Origin of the sequence: Hyphobacterium sp. (genome assembly GCF_043584775.1) — a bacterium.
Lineage (GTDB): Bacteria > Pseudomonadota > Alphaproteobacteria > Caulobacterales > Maricaulaceae > Hyphobacterium.
On the sequence record NZ_CP121327.1, the window covers coordinates 927,214 to 942,282 of the forward strand.

18 protein-coding genes are annotated in these 15,069 nt (G+C 60.3%); 13 read left to right on the forward strand and 5 right to left on the reverse strand.

Features of this window, described 5'->3' with window-relative positions:
- Window positions 1-28: 28 nt before the first annotated feature.
- The 3 genes from P0D52_RS04495 to P0D52_RS04505 all read left to right on the forward strand — a co-directional run bounded on the left by P0D52_RS04495 (window position 29) and on the right by P0D52_RS04505 (window position 4,763).
- Window positions 29-673: a DUF2497 domain-containing protein gene (locus P0D52_RS04495; protein WP_394694242.1), complete on the forward strand. Its 645-nt coding sequence runs from the start codon at window positions 29-31 to the stop codon at window positions 671-673.
- A gap of 69 nt (window positions 674-742) precedes the next feature.
- Window positions 743-3,604, forward strand: a complete 2,862-nt coding sequence (locus P0D52_RS04500) for a valine--tRNA ligase (RefSeq protein WP_394694243.1) — start codon at window positions 743-745, stop codon at window positions 3,602-3,604.
- A gap of 166 nt (window positions 3,605-3,770) precedes the next feature.
- On the forward strand, window positions 3,771-4,763 hold the full coding sequence (locus P0D52_RS04505) for a DUF3137 domain-containing protein (RefSeq protein ID WP_394694244.1): 993 nt from the start codon (window positions 3,771-3,773) through the stop codon (window positions 4,761-4,763).
- Window positions 4,764-4,804: 41 nt separating this feature from the next.
- On the opposite strand, the gene P0D52_RS04510 is transcribed toward P0D52_RS04505, so the two are convergent.
- The 3 genes from P0D52_RS04510 to P0D52_RS04520 all read right to left on the reverse strand — a co-directional run bounded on the left by P0D52_RS04510 (window position 4,805) and on the right by P0D52_RS04520 (window position 6,859).
- On the reverse strand, window positions 4,805-5,605 hold the full coding sequence (locus P0D52_RS04510) for a DUF2145 domain-containing protein (RefSeq protein WP_394694245.1): 801 nt from the start codon (window positions 5,603-5,605) through the stop codon (window positions 4,805-4,807).
- Complete coding sequence (locus P0D52_RS04515) at window positions 5,605-5,976, reverse strand: hypothetical protein (RefSeq protein ID WP_394694246.1); 372 nt, start codon at window positions 5,974-5,976, stop codon at window positions 5,605-5,607. The genes P0D52_RS04510 and P0D52_RS04515 overlap by 1 nt, the downstream gene beginning before the upstream one ends.
- Before the next feature lie 94 nt (window positions 5,977-6,070).
- Window positions 6,071-6,859 (reverse strand): exodeoxyribonuclease III, encoded by a 789-nt coding sequence (locus P0D52_RS04520; RefSeq protein ID WP_394694247.1) that lies wholly within the window; start codon window positions 6,857-6,859, stop codon window positions 6,071-6,073.
- 33 nt (window positions 6,860-6,892) lie between these two features.
- Here P0D52_RS04520 and P0D52_RS04525 point away from each other — a divergent pair, with 33 nt between their 5' ends.
- Both P0D52_RS04525 and P0D52_RS04530 read left to right on the forward strand, forming a co-directional pair.
- Window positions 6,893-7,264, forward strand: a complete 372-nt coding sequence (locus tag P0D52_RS04525; RefSeq protein ID WP_394694248.1) for a hypothetical protein — start codon at window positions 6,893-6,895, stop codon at window positions 7,262-7,264.
- A 30-nt stretch (window positions 7,265-7,294) separates the two neighbouring features.
- Window positions 7,295-7,648: a hypothetical protein gene (locus P0D52_RS04530; RefSeq protein ID WP_394694249.1), complete on the forward strand. Its 354-nt coding sequence runs from the start codon at window positions 7,295-7,297 to the stop codon at window positions 7,646-7,648.
- Between the two features lie 27 nt (window positions 7,649-7,675).
- Here P0D52_RS04530 and P0D52_RS04535 read toward each other — a convergent pair whose 3' ends face one another.
- Window positions 7,676-8,347, reverse strand: coding sequence for a nitroreductase (locus P0D52_RS04535; protein ID WP_394694250.1), 672 nt, complete (start codon window positions 8,345-8,347; stop codon window positions 7,676-7,678).
- Window positions 8,347-8,676 carry a HesB/IscA family protein gene (locus tag P0D52_RS04540; protein ID WP_394694251.1) on the reverse strand — a complete coding sequence of 110 codons (330 nt, stop codon included), beginning with the start codon at window positions 8,674-8,676 and terminating at the stop codon, window positions 8,347-8,349. Before P0D52_RS04540 ends, P0D52_RS04535 begins: the two co-directional genes overlap by 1 nt.
- Window positions 8,677-8,758: 82 nt before the next feature.
- On the opposite strand from P0D52_RS04540, the gene P0D52_RS04545 reads away from it, so the two are divergent.
- The 8 genes from P0D52_RS04545 to tatC all read left to right on the forward strand — a co-directional run bounded on the left by P0D52_RS04545 (window position 8,759) and on the right by tatC (window position 15,039).
- Complete coding sequence (locus P0D52_RS04545) at window positions 8,759-9,949, forward strand: deoxyguanosinetriphosphate triphosphohydrolase (RefSeq protein ID WP_394694761.1); 1,191 nt, start codon at window positions 8,759-8,761, stop codon at window positions 9,947-9,949.
- A 73-nt stretch (window positions 9,950-10,022) separates the two neighbouring features.
- On the forward strand, window positions 10,023-10,865 hold the full coding sequence (locus P0D52_RS04550) for an SPOR domain-containing protein (RefSeq protein WP_394694252.1): 843 nt from the start codon (window positions 10,023-10,025) through the stop codon (window positions 10,863-10,865).
- On the forward strand, window positions 10,862-11,875 hold the full coding sequence (nagZ, locus tag P0D52_RS04555; protein ID WP_394694253.1) for a beta-N-acetylhexosaminidase: 1,014 nt from the start codon (window positions 10,862-10,864) through the stop codon (window positions 11,873-11,875). Before P0D52_RS04550 ends, nagZ begins: the two co-directional genes overlap by 4 nt.
- Window positions 11,872-12,675: a segregation and condensation protein A gene (locus P0D52_RS04560; RefSeq protein ID WP_394694254.1), complete on the forward strand. Its 804-nt coding sequence runs from the start codon at window positions 11,872-11,874 to the stop codon at window positions 12,673-12,675. Before nagZ ends, P0D52_RS04560 begins: the two co-directional genes overlap by 4 nt.
- Window positions 12,672-13,442: an SMC-Scp complex subunit ScpB gene (gene scpB, locus P0D52_RS04565; protein WP_394694255.1), complete on the forward strand. Its 771-nt coding sequence runs from the start codon at window positions 12,672-12,674 to the stop codon at window positions 13,440-13,442. Before P0D52_RS04560 ends, scpB begins: the two co-directional genes overlap by 4 nt.
- A gap of 77 nt (window positions 13,443-13,519) precedes the next feature.
- The gene (locus tag P0D52_RS04570; RefSeq protein ID WP_394694256.1) at window positions 13,520-13,762 is read left to right on the forward strand and encodes a twin-arginine translocase TatA/TatE family subunit; all 243 of its coding nucleotides are present in this window, start codon (window positions 13,520-13,522) and stop codon (window positions 13,760-13,762) included.
- Window positions 13,763-13,771: 9 nt separating this feature from the next.
- Window positions 13,772-14,224, forward strand: coding sequence for a Sec-independent protein translocase protein TatB (gene tatB, locus P0D52_RS04575; RefSeq protein ID WP_394694257.1), 453 nt, complete (start codon window positions 13,772-13,774; stop codon window positions 14,222-14,224).
- Complete coding sequence (tatC, locus tag P0D52_RS04580) at window positions 14,221-15,039, forward strand: twin-arginine translocase subunit TatC (RefSeq protein ID WP_394694258.1); 819 nt, start codon at window positions 14,221-14,223, stop codon at window positions 15,037-15,039. The genes tatB and tatC overlap by 4 nt, the downstream gene beginning before the upstream one ends.
- Window positions 15,040-15,069 lie beyond the last annotated feature (30 nt).

Genomic DNA, 15,069 nt, shown 5'->3' on the forward strand with positions numbered 1-15,069 from the left:
GAAGCGTCGGAAGAGGGATTGCCCGCTCATGCCTACAGAAGCTGCAGAAAACGAACCATCCATGGAGGAAATCCTCGCATCGATCCGGCGGATCATTGACGAGGACGAGGAAGGTGGCGACGCCGAGGCTCCAGCCGAGGAGGCACAGGCGGCCGAACCTGCCGCTGAAGCGGCGCCAGAGCCAACACCGGAACCGGCACCGGAGCCGGAACCCGAGCCCGTTGCAGAGACCGCTCCCGAGCCGGAACCGGCTGCAGAGGAAGAAGTTCTCGAGCTCACCGAAAAAGTTGAAGATGTTGGCAACGGCACGGACCCGCTCGCGATTGATGACGATCTGATGATTGTCGACCGCGAAGAGGACGAGCCTGTTGTGGAATTGCCGGAACCGGAACCTGAGCCCGAGCCCGCGATGGAAGCGGCGCCCGAGCCGGCACCGGAACCTGAATCCGATGAAGAAACACTCGTTGGTACGCCGGCGGCAACAGCGGCGGCTGGCGCATTTGATGCGCTCGCTGAAAACCTTCGGGTTGCCAGCGCCGATGGCCTGACTCTGGAAGGCATTGTTCGCGAGATGATGCGCCCGATGCTGAAAGAATGGCTGGATGCAAACCTGCCGCGTATCGTGGAAGAAAAAGTCGAAGGTGAAATCCAGCGCATTTCGCGTCGACGCTAAGCCCGTAACTGAAACAGAAAAGAATAGGGCGTCGACGAAATCGTCGGCGCCCTTTATGTATCCGCCGCCATGCTAGACAAAACATTTGATACCAAAGCCGCCGAGCCGCGCCTGTACGCGGAATGGGAAGAAGCCGGGACCTTCCAGCCGAAGGATGACCCGAATGCGGAGACGTTCTCCATCGTCATCCCGCCGCCCAATGTGACGGGCAGCCTGCATATCGGTCATGCGCTGAACAACACGCTGCAGGACGTGCTGGTGCGCTATCACCGCATGCTGGGCAAGGCGGTGCTGTGGCAGCCCGGAACCGACCATGCCGGTATCGCAACCCAGATGGTGGTCGAGCGCCAACTGGCTGCCGAAGGCAATATCTCGCGCCGCGATATGGGCCGTGAGGCTTTCATCGAGCGCATCTGGGAATGGAAAGCGGAATCCGGCGGGACGATCCTGAACCAGTTGCGCCGGCTGGGCGCGTCCTGCGACTGGAGTCGCGAGCGCTTCACCATGGATGAGGGCCTCTCGAAGGCCGTACTGAAAGTCTTCGTCGAGCTCTACAATCAGGACTTGATCTATCGTGGCAAACGGCTGGTGAACTGGGATCCGCATTTCCAGACGGCGATCTCTGATCTGGAAGTGGAAAACAAGGAAGTCGACGGACATTTCTGGCGCTTCCGTTATCCGCTGGCCGATGGCTCGACCTATGAATTCCCGATCGCTTTCGACGAGGACGGCAAGGCGACCGAATGGGAAACCCGTGATTATATCGTCGTGGCGACGACCCGGCCCGAAACCGTTCTGGGCGATACCGGCGTCGCCGTGCATCCCGATGATGAGCGCTATGCCGGGCTGGTGGGCAAGACAATCCGCCTGCCGATCGCGGACGTCGAGATTCCAATAGTCGCCGATGAGCATGCCGATCCGGAGCAGGGCTCGGGCGCGGTGAAGATTACGCCTGCGCACGACTTCAATGATTATGAAGTCGGTCAGCGGCATCAGTTGCCGCTCATCAATATCTTCGATCGAGAAGCGCGATACCTGAAAGATATTGGTTCGATGGATGAAGTGGCGGTAGGCGCGATGCGCATTCCGCAAGAATGGCGAGGGCTCGACCGGTTCGAGGCGCGCGAGAAACTGGTGCAGCGCATGGACGAGCTGGGCCTGCTGGACGGGATTGAGGACAAAAAAGTTCAACAGCCCTTCGGCGATCGCTCCGGCGTGGTGGTCGAGCCCTTCCTGACCGATCAGTGGTTTGTGAAAGCCGATGTGCTGGCCAAGGATGCCGTTGCCGCCGTGGAAGACGGCCGCACGACCTTCCATCCGAAGAATTGGGAAAAGACCTATTTTGAATGGATGCGCAACATCCAGCCTTGGTGCATCTCGCGGCAACTCTGGTGGGGGCACCGGATACCCGCTTGGTATGGTTTTAGGCGCGCCCAAGAAGGGCACTTTATCACGAGTTCTGTCGAAATTTTTGTGGCCCAAAGCGAAGAAGAGGCAGTTGCCGAAGCAAATAAGCATTTCGGCGGTGGCGTCGTTATTGCGTCTGACAGGGCTGACGCAATCAAGTTGAACAAGTCTGCCGATGGCGAGCCAATCAACGCGATCTGGCAAGACGAAGACGTGCTCGACACCTGGTTCTCCTCGGGCCTTTGGCCGTTCTCGACGCTGGGCTGGCCGGAGCAGACGAAGGAGCTGGAGCGCTTCTATCCGACCTCCGTTCTGGTGACGGCGTTCGACATCATCTTCTTCTGGGTCGCCCGGATGATGATGCAGGGCATGAAATTCATGCGGGATGAGAATGACCAACCCGTCGTGCCGTTCAAGGATGTCTATATCCACGCCCTGGTGCGCGATGAGCACGGCGCGAAGATGTCGAAATCCAAGGGCAATGTGATTGATCCGCTGGAGCTGGTGGATGAATTCGGTGCGGATGCTGTGCGCTTCACGCTGGCCGCGCTGGCGGCACAGGGCCGGGATATCCGCATGTCGAAAGACCGGGTTGAGGGCTATCGCAATTTCGGCACCAAGCTGTGGAATGCGGCGCGCTTCTGCCTGATGAATGATTGCCTGCCGGATCCTGATTTTGATCCGAAAGCAGTAAAGCAGACGGTCAATCAGTGGCTGCTGGGTGAAGCCGAGGTCGCGGCCAAAGCCGTTGCGACCGGGCTTGAAACCTACCGCTTCAACGAAGCGGCGAGCGCGGCCTACCGCTTTGTCTGGAATGTGTTCTGCGACTGGCATCTGGAATTTGCCAAGCCGCTTTTCAATGGCGAGGACGAGGCCGCGAAAGCCGAGACCCGGGCGACCACAGCCTATGTGCTGGAAGTGGCCTTGAAGCTTCTGCATCCCTTCATGCCCTTCATCACCGAGGAGTTGTGGGCAAAGACGGCCGGAGACAAGGGCCGCGACACGCTGTTGATCGTCGCGGGCTGGCCGCAGCTGGACGGTCTCACGAATGCGGCGGCGCAGGACGAAATGAACTGGCTGGTCAGCCTGATCACCGAAATCCGCAAGCTGCGCTCGGAGATGAATATCCCGGCGAAAGCGAAGCCGGCGGGTCTGGCTGTGGGCGCGTCCCGCGATCTGGCAGAGCGGCTGGAGCGTCATAGCTCGCTGATCTGTCAGCTGGCCCGCCTCGAAAGCATCGGCCCGGCGGCTGAAGCACCGGACGGCTCGGCCCAGATTGTCGTGGCGGATACGACCTATGCCCTGCCGCTGGAAGGCGTCATTGATTTTGATGCCGAGCGGGTCCGCCTGGACAAGGAAATCGCCAACACGACCGGTGAGATCACGCGGTTGGAGAAAAAGCTGGGCAATGAGCGCTTTGTCGCCAACGCCCCGGCGGCGGTGGTTGAGGCGGAGCGTGCCAAGATGGCCGATTACGCTGCGCAAAAAGCCGCTCTGGAAGAGGCAAGGGCGCGTTTGGGATAGCTGCCGACTACTCGTCATTCCGGGGCACGCCAATGGCGTGAACCCGGAACCTATGCCGAGGCATTGAATCGCCGGAATGGGTCCCGGATCAGGCCGTGCCTGTCCGGGATGACGGACGTAGGAGATTTCGATTTGCGCCTGACGGCGCTGCCGCTAACGTTCACCCATGACCGACTCAACGCCGCTTTCGCCCGAAATGGAAGCCATCTGGAAAGATGAGCTTTCGCCCTTCCTGTCCGAACGCGAGGACCGCCGCAAGGACGCCGTGAAACGCCTGTTTCTGGGCGTGGGAGGGGGTGTCGGGATCGGACTCATTGCCGCGATTTTCTTTGTCGCCAACTCCGCCGAACCGCTGGGCTTTTTCGCCTTTATCGTTTCCGTTATGGGCGGCAGCTTCCTCGGCAGCACCAAATTCATGGAGCTACGCAAGGAAATAAAGGTCGGCTTGTTGAACCGGCTCGCCGAAGCCTCGGCCATGCAGTATTCGCTGAGGCCGCCCGCCCCGGCTCGGTTCAGCGTTTTTCGCGAGCACGGGCTGATCCCGTCCTCACAGCGCGACAGTTTCGAAGATCATTTCATCGGCGAACGTCATGGCTCTGTCTTCGAGCTCTACGAGGCCAAGCTGGAACAGCGCCGCCGGTCGAACAAGAAAACCACCTGGGTCACCGTCTTTCGCGGGCTGCTGATCCGCGTCGAGTTTCCGCGCACCGTTGAAGGCGTGACCGTGATCACCCGAGATGCCGGTATTTTCAATGCGCTGGAAGGTTGGGGACGTAAGAATTTCGGCAATACCAAGCTGGAACGCGTCGGGCTGGTTGATCCGAAATTCGAGAAGATATTCGAGGTCTATTCCACCGACCAGGTGATGTCGCGTTACCTTCTGACGCCGACTTTCATGGAGCGGCTGATCGCACTGGAAACCGCCGTGAAGGGCAAGAAGGTCCGCGCGGCCTTCGACGAGCGTCAGGGCGGCGGCGAGCTATTGATCGCGGTTGAAACGGGAAATCTGTTCGAACCGGGCAGCCTGTTCAAACCGCTGGATGATGAAAAGCGCGTGCGTACCCTCTTGAGCGAGATCGAACTGGTGACCGGCATGCTGGACCTGATGGTCCGCCCGCCTGAACTCGGCGAGAACGTGCTGGAAGAAACCCGTCCATAGACCGACAGGTGGCGAGGCATTCTCGCCACCGCGCTGAAGGATCAGAGTGTCCCATCGCCCGACAAGTGATCTGCCGAGAGCTCGTAAACGTTAGCGGCCAGACCATTTTCCAGCATGAAATCCGCCATGGTGCGCCAGGTTGCGGTCCGGATCCGGCCATCGTGATCAGCGGTGCGAAACCGTTCGTCCACCATGGGTCCGAAAATCCGGGTCAATAGGCCAAGGCGAATTTGTGCGGGACGGAAATGCGCCCGGAGATTGGTCTTGATCCGGTCGATGTCTGTCGTTTGCCAAGCGGCTGCCGCGATGACATCGAGCATGAATTCGGTGCAGTTCTGGAACCGCCGGTCATGCGGGTTGGAAACGAGTGAATAGTCCGGATTATGCAGCGCTGCGTAATCGGTTGAGGCGACCAGCGCGATCAGGCGCCGCTGCATCTCTGGCGATGGAATGATGATGCCGACCTGACCATTCCCGTCGGGCAGGGTGAAGTCGATGGGCCAGTCCTGAACAAGGCTGGACGTAAGGCGGTCCTCCTCGCCGTGATAGAGATTGTACACGGCATAGCCATATTCCGTGGTGCCCCCGGCCGTCTCGATGGGCTGGTAAATCCAGAAGGCGCCATGCGTATAGCGCACGCCGTCGGGCAATTCATCACGGCTTTCCCCGGCACGAAAGACAATGGCCAAACGGGCCTGTTGCGCGGCCAGATCGCGTTCAATCTGCTTGGAAAAGTCGGCAGCCTCCTGCGGCGTGAAGCGGCCGGAAGGTGCGGCGTTCGAGCCTGCCAGAACAGGAGTGGACAGACCAAGGACGGCGATGATCAGGAAGAGCCAGCGCATCAGTCTTCTCCCTTGTCCGGTTGCGACGGGGCGTCGAATGGCACATCCGGTGGAGGGTCTGCGACAATGACGGTGTCGGATACAACAAAGCCGCCGTTTTCGTCGCGCGGCAAATCAATGATCGCTCCGCCCACATCAAACCCGCGTTCGGCATAGCCAAAATTTCCGGTAGCAATGGCCGCGCCACTGCCGGCGATGATGACGGCGGATCCCATGGCGACCGGGATGCTCGCGCCCGCCAGTTCTGCCGCGACCTGCGCCGACGCCTCGACCGAGTCGCCCGACGCCTGGACGGAATCGCCATTCGCCGCCAAAGCCGGCGACACGCTGGCCGCCACAAATACCGGCAGCAATAAAGTTCGGAGTCTCATGACAGACCTCCCCGATTGCTTTCCCCCCGGTATCGCGGAGACAAGCAGTCAGGGACTGACGGGAATATGAATGATTACGTGAATAAAATTTGCATCAAAAGTCGAAGGTGCCGACGACCGGAACATGATCGGACGCCTTGGCCTTGCCGCGTGTGGCCTTATGGATTTCGACGGATTTGAGGTGATCAGCGGCTTGTGGTGAGCACAGCAAATGGTCAATGCGGATGCCATGATCCTTCTGCCAGGCACCGGCCTGATAATCCCAGAACGTATATTGATGCGCGCGGCCATCGCATTGCTCGAACGCACTGGTAAAGCCCAGCCACAAAAGCGCGCGGAACGCGTCTCGGGATTCCGGTCGGGTAAGAGCGTCGCCTTCCCAGGCGGCCGGGTCGTGCACATCGGCATCGCCGGGAATGACATTATAGTCGCCCGCGAGTACCAGGTTTTCCTCATAAGTGAGGAGTTCCTCGGCGCGCGCTTTCAGGCGCTTCATCCAGCCCAGCTTGTAGTCAAACTTCGGACCCGGCGCGGGATTGCCATTGGGCAGATAGATGGAGGCGACGCGGACCACGCCGTCATCGGTCGAGATCACCGCTTCCAGATAGCGGGCCTGGTCATCCTCGTCGTCGCCAAGCAGTCCCACGACGGTTTCATCGATTGGAAATTTCGAGAGGATGGCGACGCCATTATAGGATTTTTGCCCGTGGGTTTCGACATTATAGCCGAGATCCTCGATCTCCATGCGCGGGAAATTCTCGTCTATCGTCTTGATTTCCTGCAGGCAGACAATGTCCGGCGCCGCCTCGCGCAGCCAGTCGAGTACGCTTTGCAAGCGGGCTTTGACGGAGTTGACGTTCCAGGTGGCGATGGTGATGGTCATCGGCGGTCTTTCTTGCGGGCAGGAGAATCTCTGATGGCTGATGGAAGTGTAGCACCCCCGCGGCGGCGGATCACGGTCTGGAAAGTGGTTCGCCTGCTATTTGCCAGCCTTGTCGCTGTGGCGATCGGGCTGTTCGGCCTCGCCATGTGGGCGCCGAATTTGATGACATTCACCACCGCTTTTGATGGTCAGGACACGGGCTTCGCGCTGGGGGCGGTGATCGTGATCATGTTTGCCGGGCCGTTTGTTGCAGGTGCAGGCCTGCTGGTCGGCTGGATCACCTTCTTTTTCCGACCGGTGACGGGCATCCGCATCGTCATTATTCCGCCCCTGCTCTGGGGGCTGAGCGTTCTGGCCATCTTCGCCAATGCGCTGGGGCGTTGCGATGGTGACTGGGTGTGTTGAGTGTGGACCGGTCAAACCGGAGGAAAGCTGATGGCTGGCGCTCCCTCAACACCCCGGCGGCGGATCACCATCTGGGCCCTGTTTCTGATGGTGCTGGTCGGCCTGTTTGATCTTGGAATTCTGCTGGGCAGTTTTTTGCTCTGGCTGCCATCGACAATGATTTCGCTGGGCACCCAGATCGGTGGGCTGCCGGATCTTCTTGTTTTATGGATTCTGGCCGGTCCGCTTTTCGCGTTGATTGGTCTGGCGGCCGGTTGGCTGACCTTCTTTTTCCGGCCGCGAAACGGGATGCTGATCGGCTTGCTGGTCCCGCTAGTCTGGCTGATCCCATTGATTGTGCTCGTTGCAACGGGCGAGGGCCGCTGCGCTGGCGGCATTTGCTGATAGCGAGTGCTCTTTCAGAGCACCCTGCTAGAAGCCCCGGAATTTGGCGATCTCGTCCACCTCCGCCCGCTCTGTGCGCATCGTGTTTAGCGGGGCCTCGGGATCCGCATAGCCAAGCGCCATGCCGCAATAGACCTGCTCATCTTCCGGCAGGCCCAGCGCGGAGCCGACGGTCTTTGTAAACCGCGTCCAGGCCTCCTGCATGCAGGTGGCGAGGCCGTGGCCTTCAGCGGCGAGGGTGACGGCATAGATAAACATGCCGAGATGCGCCCACTGATTGGGGTTCATGCGTGGATCAATGGTGAAGAACAGGCCCACCGGTGCATCGAAGAACTCGAAATTCTTCAGGACCTGGCCGAAACGTCCGGCCTTGTCCTCGCGCGGGATCGCCAGAATATCATACATCTGTTCGCCGACCGCATAGCGGCGCGAGCGATACGGGTCCCACAGCTCCTCCGGATAAACCGGGAAAGCGTTTTCATCGCCAAACGGGTCGGCCTCCATTTTCGCCTTCACCGCGTCGATGATCGCCTGCCGGGCCTCGCCGGCGACGACATGGACTTTCCACGGCTGGAGATTGCCGCCGGACGGCGCCCAGCGGGCATCGTCCAGAATGGCGCGGATTGTGGCTTCGCTGACCGGCTTGTCCAGAAAGCCACGCGTGGAAATGCGCGAGCGGAGCGCGTCGAGAATATCCATCAGATCGAGAAAGAAACGCCGCAGCCACAGGCCGCTGTCGCATGCGGGTTCTCGATCTTGAAGGTCGCGCCGATCAGATCGTCGGCAAAATCAATCGTGCAATCCGCCAGAAAGGGCAGGGAGGCGCTGTCGATGGCGACTTTCGCGCCATCCAGCTCCAGCACCGTATCATCGTCGGATGCGGCCTGATCGAGATCGAATTTGTAGGAAAAGCCCGAACACCCCCCGCCCTCGACGGAAATACGCATGACGCCCGCCTTCTCGGATTCGAGAATGGCGTTGATGCGCTTGGCGGCGCGCGCGGTCAGTTCAATCTGGGGGGCGGTCATGGGACGGCTCCGGCTTTCGTTTGTTGGTGACGTGATATATGGACCGCATTCGCCGGAACGCAAACCCGTGAAGGACAAGATGATGAGTGTGGGCGCCACAGACCGCAGCCGGGCGAAATATGCCTGCCATCCCTCGCGCTCGCGCGGGCGGGTCTTTCCGCAGGCGGATAGCGCTTCGCGAACGGCTTTTCAGCGCGACCGCGACCGCATCATTCACACCACAGCCTTCCGCCGACTGAAGGAAAAGACACAGGTGTTTGTCGCTCATGAGGGCGACCATTATCGCACCCGCCTGACCCATTCGCTGGAAGTGGCGCAGATTGCCCGCACAATCGCCCGCGCGCTGGATGCGGACGAAGACCTTACCGAAGCGCTGGCACTCGCGCATGATCTGGGTCATCCGCCCTTTGGTCATGCAGGCGAGCGTGCCCTGGCGGAATGCATGAAGGAATATGGCGGCTTTGATCACAACGCCCACACGCTGCGCATCATTACCAAATCGGAAGTTCGCTATGCCGAATTTGAAGGGCTGAACCTGACCTGGGAGACAGTCGAGGGCATCGTCAAACACAATGGTCCGCTGGTGACGCCGGTCCGGGGCGAGGATCAGCTGGGGTGGGGCATCACCGATTACTCGCACTGGCGGGAGCTGGAATTATCCTCCTTTGCCTCGCTGGAAGCCCAGATTGCGGCCCTGTCGGATGATATCGCCTATAACAACCACGATATCGATGATGGACTGCGCGCCGGCCTTCTCAATCTCGAGGAATTGGCCCAATTACCGTTGGTGGGTGAGACGCTGGCCGCTGTGCGCAAGCGCTATCCGTCGACCGCCGAGGAAAACCTGATACTGGAAATGGTGCGCGAGCTGATCGGCCGCATGGTGACCGATGTGCTGGATGAAACGCGCACGCGCCTCGACGCGCTTCAGCCCGAAAGCGCCGATGCAATTCGTCAGGCGGGCCGGGAAACGGCGGCGTTCTCGAATGACATGCTGGTCGGACTGGCTGAAGTGCGCCGCCATCTCTTCGCCAATATGTATCGGCATTACAAGGTGAACCGCATGATGGCGCAGGCCGAACGGGTGGTCAGAGAGCAGTTTGGCCTCTTCCATTCCGACCCTGGCCTCCTGCCCACGCGGTTCCGGAAGCAGGCCGGAGAAGCGGGCAGTGTTGAGCTTGCGCGCCATGTCTGCGACTACATTGCCGGAATGACGGATCGCTATGCTCTGGAGGAGCATCATCGGTTATTCACAGTTCAGGGCTACTTCTGACCCCCGAAAACACCCGTTCTTGGTGTTATTCTGAAAGTGGTCAGGTGATTCGGCCGATCAGGAACGGAACGCTATGAGCGATCGCGATACCGATTACCCCCTCGGCGAGTATGACGAGGATGATGAAACTTTCGACGCGCGCGAGGATTCGCGCCGCGGCCCGCTGCTACTGACGACAGCTGCGGCGGTCTTTGTGCTGTTCATCGCCGTGGTCTGGAGCGCCTATCAGCAGGGCGTGCGTGACCGTGACGAACCCTCGCGGATCATGGCGGATGCAACCCCTTATCGGGAACGCCCTGCCGATCCGGGCGGAACGGAAACGCCGGACCTTGATATCGAGGCCTATGAGCGGATTTCGGGGGATACCTCCGGTGACGGTGGAGCCACGCCGCGTGCTGGCCCGGAAGAGCCGGTCGAGGATAGTGGGCGTCCCGCCCTGCGTCTGGAAGAGACCACGCCGGATCAGACCACATCGGGTACGTCTGACAGTGGTTCGGCCGAAACGAATGTCGCGGTCAATACACCGCCGCCTCAACGCACGGAGCCGGAACGCACGGAACCCGCGCAAACGGTCGAGCTGGCGGAAACGCCGGTGTCCACGCCCCCTGTAACTTCACCCGCTAACGAGACGCCGGATACGTCGGCTATTCCTGTCCCGACGTCCAGCGGCGGCTGGGTGGTGCAGATCGGTTCTTTCCGGACCGAGGATGAAGCGGAAAGCGCCTGGGTGAATTTCATCACCGGTTATTCCGATATATCTGCCGGGGCCTCGCCGGATATCCAGTCTGCCGAAATCGAGGGGCGCGGCACTTATCATCGTCTGCGGATTGCAGCCTTTGCCGGGCGTGATGAAGCCTCTGCCTTCTGTGCGGCCTTGCAGGCGCGCGGGCAGGATTGCTACGCCACCCGCAGATGAGTGCGCGCGCCGCAATCTTCGGCCTGAAGGGTCCGACTCTCCGCGATAGTGAAATCGCCTTTTTCCGCGAGTCCGATCCGTGGGGTTTCATCCTCTTTGCCCGCAATGTGGAGAGCCCCAAACAACTCGCGCGCTTGTGTGTGTCGCTGCGCGATGTCGTCGGCCGGGAAGCCCCGATTTTCATCGATCAGGAAGGCGGCCGGGTTCAGCGCTTGCGCGCTCCACAATGGCGGGATGCGCCACCCGCCGCGATGTTCGGCCAGCTTTATGCCGACGATGCCGAGGCTGCAAAGGAAGCCGTCTGGCTGAATCATCGGCTGATCGCGCATGAATTGCGCTCAAGCGGTATTGATGCGGACTGCGCGCCCTGCCTGGATCTGGCGATAGAAGGGGCGGATGCCGTGATCGGTGACCGGGCCTATGGATCCGATGTCGATGTGATTGCTGCGCTGGGGCAGGCGGCCATGGACGGATTGATAGCGGGCGGTGTTGCGCCGGTGATCAAGCATGTGCCGGGCCATGGGCGTGCGGATGCCGACAGCCATTTTCACCTGCCACGCGTGAAGGAGGGCCTGGACCTTCTGACCGCGACCGACTTTGCCCCCTTTGCGGCCTTGAAGCATGCGCCGATGGGGATGACGGCGCATATCGTTTATGACGCGCTGGATGACAGCGCGCCGGCGACCATGTCGGAAATTGCCATCGGCTATATCCGAGAGCAAATCGGTTTTGATGGTTTGCTGATGACCGACGATCTGTCGATGAAGGCGTTGTCGGGCTCATTCGCGGAACGGACCGAGCGCTCCATTGCCGCTGATTGCGATGTCGTCCTGCATTGCAATGGTGATCGCCACGAGATGGAGGCCATCGCGAATGTGGCGCCTCTTCTAGCGGGCAAGGCGCTGGAGCGCGTCGGCCGGGCCGAAGCGGCCCGCGAACAGCTCGAAGAGTTCGATGTCCAGTCGGGCCTCACCCAGCTGGAATCGCTCCTGGCCGGAGTCCGGACATGAGCGAGGAGTTCGAGGAAGACCTGCCGTTTGAAGCCGCCGAAGACGCCGATCATGAAGCTCTGTTCGTTGATCTCGATGGCTATGAGGGGCCGCTGCATCTCTTGCTGGCATTGGCCCGAAAGAAGAAAATCGATCTCACCAAACTCTCCATCCTGGAACTTGCGGAGCAATATCTCGCCTTTGTCCGGGCTGCGGGGAAACGCCTTGATCTGGCGGCGGAATACCTCGTCATGGCGAGCTGGCTGGCCTATCTGAAATCGCGCCTCCTCTTGCCCAAGCCCACCAAGGATGACGAGGAAATCGCACCGGAACAGATGGCGGCGGCCCTGGCGTTTCGTCTTCGCCGTCTGGATGCCATGCGCGCGGCGGGCAGCGCTGTCTTTGCCGGCAAGTTGTTCAAACGCGATATTTTCCCGCGCGGCATGCCGGAGGGGGTGCGTACGCTGCGGGCGTCAAAATACGAAGCCAGCCTGTATGATTTGCTGAGCGCCTATTCCAAACGCCGCCAGGCGTCCGTTCGCGCCAATTACCGGCCGGAATTGCCGAAGGTCTATGCGCTGGATGCCGCCCGGACGCGGCTGGAGCGAATTTTGCCGGAGATCAAGCACTGGAAGACGCTGGACAGTCTTTTGCCGACCGATATGGAGCTCGGTCAGAATGCGCCGCCCCGCCGGTCTGTTCTGGCGAGTTCGACACTGGCGGCTCTGGAAGTGACAAAGGAAGGTCATGCCGAATTGCGTCAGGCGAAAGCCTATGATCCCATTGAGGTCAGAGGCAAGGAGGACAGGTCCAGGACATGACGGACAAGCCCGATCCCATCAACGAAGCGATTGAAAAGCTTCGCGAACGTGCATCGCGTCAGGGCCAGACCGAGACGGGCAGTGACGAAAAAGGGCCGCGTCTGGCGGTGAATGCCGAGCAGGATCGCCTGCGCCGGATAGAGGCTCTTTTGTTTGCCGCTGTCGAGCCGCTGGATATCGAGACCCTGCAAACACGCTTGCCGGCCGAAAGCGATGTCGAGGCCCTGTTGGCGAAGCTGCAGGAAGACTATGCGGATCGGGGCGTGCAATTGACCGAGGTCGGCGGGCGCTGGCGGTTTGAAACGGCTCCGGATTTGCGCGGGCTGCTGCAAGACATCCGCGAGGAGCCGCGCAAGCTTTCGGATGCCGGACTCGAAACGCTCGCCATCATTGCCTATCACCAGCCCGTCACGCGCGCCGAGATCGAGGAAATTCGCGGTGTGGCAGTGTCCAAAGGCACGCTCGACCTGTTGTTCGAGCTTAGCTGGATCCGCCCCAGAGGCCGCCGCCGGACACCGGGCCGGCCGGTAACCTATGGCACGACGAATGGCTTCCTGCAGTATTTCGGCCTGGCCTCCATTGCCGATCTGCCGGGGCAGGCGGACCTGAAAGCCGCCGGGCTCCTGGATGCGCGTCTGCCGCCCGGTTTTGAAATTCCCGACCCCGGCCTGTCAGAGGGTCTGGAAGGCGAGGATCCGCTGGATCCGGAAGAAGATGCACATCTCTTCCATGTCGATTTCATGGACGAGGATGACAGCGAATCGTAATTTCCTGACCATGCAAATGGACGCGGGCAGATCGCTCGTCTAATCCTGTCAGTGAATTATTCCCGCGGGAGGAAAATATGGCACCGGGCATCTGGCAAATTCTGATTATCGTCGTTCTTATAGCCTTGCTCTTTGGCGCGGGCCGTATTTCGGGTCTGATGGGTGAGGTCGCCAAAGGCATCACCAGCTTCCGCAAGGGGCTGAAAGAAGGCGAGGACGGAACCGACGAGAGTGAGGGCGGCAATGCCGCAATCAGCGAACCGGCGGCGTCGGAGGAATCGGCGACCACCTCTCGCGAGGAAGAAAAGACGCGGAACTAGGGCCCGGACATGAATCCCGGCATTGGCGCTCCCGAACTGATTGTGCTTGCGGTTCTGGCCCTGATTGTGGTCGGACCCAAAGACCTGCCTATGCTGTTCCGGCGGGTGGGACGCTTTGTCGGGCAGGCCCGGCAGATGGCACGCGATTTCCAGCGCAGTTTTGATGATATGGGCCGCGAGGCCGAAATGTCCGAGCTTCGCCGTGAGATCGAAGCCCTGAAGTCCGGTAATCCGGTTGCCAAAGCCAAGCGTGAGCTGGACGACGTGAAGCGCGATCTCGCCTCTCTGGAGCACGAGACGATCGTCGAGCGCAAACATGCCGCCGCCGAGAAGCAGCAATACAATACGATCGACAAGAAGAAGCCGGATGCCGGTGTTGAACCAGCCGAACCGAGCCAGCCAACGGTCGAGCCCTACACAAAACCCAAGCGTAAGGCGGCCAAGCCGACGGTCGAGGAATGAACGAGAAAATCGGCACCGATATCGAGGATGAAGTCGAAGCCAGCCGTGCGCCCCTGATGGAGCATCTGGTTGAATTGCGGATGCGGCTGATCCGTCTGGTGATCGCGCTGATCATCGGTTTCGGGATTTGCTTTGCCTTCGCCGAGCCAATCTACAATTTCCTGCTGGTGCCATTTGAAGATGCCGCCGCCCGCGTACGCGACGGGGATTTGTCGCTGGAACTGATTTTCACAGCGCCGCTCGAATTCTTCTTCGTGAAAGTCAAACTGGCGCTGTTCGGCGCGCTGGTCCTGGCTTTCCCCTGGCTGGCCTATGAGATTTTCGCTTTTGTCTCGCCCGGCCTGTACAAGAATGAACGCGGTGCCTTCGCGCCTTTCCTGCTGGGCGCACCGGCGTTGTTCGTGGCGGGCATGTCCTTTGTCTATTATTTTGTTCTGCCCTTTGTGATGCGCTTTGCGTTGAGTCAGGAACAGATTGGCGGCGAGAATTCGGTCTCGATCCAGCTTCTGACCCGGGTATCGGATTATCTCAATCTGGTGACCACGCTGATCCTGGCCTTCGGCCTCAGTTTTCAATTGCCTGTTCTGCTCATGCTTCTGGGCGGTGCCGGCATCGTCAGTTCCAAGCAATTGATGGGGTCGTGGAAGATCGCGCTGCTGGGCATATTTGTGTTTGCGGCCTTTGTGACGCCGCCGGACCCGATCAGCCAGCTTATCCTCGGCTCGGTGCTGATGGCCCTTTATGGCCTGTCGATTGCCGGGGTCCGGATGGTCGAAAAACGTCCCAAACCCGCCGAGGCGGACGCCGAATCCTGATCCGGTCATTGCCAGCCGCAGGACGGCTCG

Bases quoted from the DNA above. Each gene is read 5' to 3' on its own strand.
- P0D52_RS04495 (WP_394694242.1), top strand. From the start codon at position 29: ATGCCTACAGAAGCTGCAGAAAACGAACCATCCATGGAGGAAATCCTC.
- P0D52_RS04500 (WP_394694243.1), top strand. From the start codon at position 743: ATGCTAGACAAAACATTTGATACCAAAGCCGCCGAGCCGCGCCTGTAC.
- P0D52_RS04505 (WP_394694244.1), top strand. From the start codon at position 3,771: ATGACCGACTCAACGCCGCTTTCGCCCGAAATGGAAGCCATCTGGAAA.
- P0D52_RS04510 (WP_394694245.1), bottom strand. From the start codon at position 5,605: ATGCGCTGGCTCTTCCTGATCATCGCCGTCCTTGGTCTGTCCACTCCT.
- P0D52_RS04515 (WP_394694246.1), bottom strand. From the start codon at position 5,976: ATGAGACTCCGAACTTTATTGCTGCCGGTATTTGTGGCGGCCAGCGTG.
- P0D52_RS04520 (WP_394694247.1), bottom strand. From the start codon at position 6,859: ATGACCATCACCATCGCCACCTGGAACGTCAACTCCGTCAAAGCCCGC.
- P0D52_RS04525 (WP_394694248.1), top strand. From the start codon at position 6,893: ATGGCTGATGGAAGTGTAGCACCCCCGCGGCGGCGGATCACGGTCTGG.
- P0D52_RS04530 (WP_394694249.1), top strand. From the start codon at position 7,295: ATGGCTGGCGCTCCCTCAACACCCCGGCGGCGGATCACCATCTGGGCC.
- P0D52_RS04535 (WP_394694250.1), bottom strand. From the start codon at position 8,347: ATGGATATTCTCGACGCGCTCCGCTCGCGCATTTCCACGCGTGGCTTT.
- P0D52_RS04540 (WP_394694251.1), bottom strand. From the start codon at position 8,676: ATGACCGCCCCCCAGATTGAACTGACCGCGCGCGCCGCCAAGCGCATC.
- P0D52_RS04545 (WP_394694761.1), top strand. From the start codon at position 8,759: ATGAGTGTGGGCGCCACAGACCGCAGCCGGGCGAAATATGCCTGCCAT.
- P0D52_RS04550 (WP_394694252.1), top strand. From the start codon at position 10,023: ATGAGCGATCGCGATACCGATTACCCCCTCGGCGAGTATGACGAGGAT.
- nagZ (WP_394694253.1), top strand. From the start codon at position 10,862: ATGAGTGCGCGCGCCGCAATCTTCGGCCTGAAGGGTCCGACTCTCCGC.
- P0D52_RS04560 (WP_394694254.1), top strand. From the start codon at position 11,872: ATGAGCGAGGAGTTCGAGGAAGACCTGCCGTTTGAAGCCGCCGAAGAC.
- scpB (WP_394694255.1), top strand. From the start codon at position 12,672: ATGACGGACAAGCCCGATCCCATCAACGAAGCGATTGAAAAGCTTCGC.
- P0D52_RS04570 (WP_394694256.1), top strand. From the start codon at position 13,520: ATGGCACCGGGCATCTGGCAAATTCTGATTATCGTCGTTCTTATAGCC.
- tatB (WP_394694257.1), top strand. From the start codon at position 13,772: ATGAATCCCGGCATTGGCGCTCCCGAACTGATTGTGCTTGCGGTTCTG.
- tatC (WP_394694258.1), top strand. From the start codon at position 14,221: ATGAACGAGAAAATCGGCACCGATATCGAGGATGAAGTCGAAGCCAGC.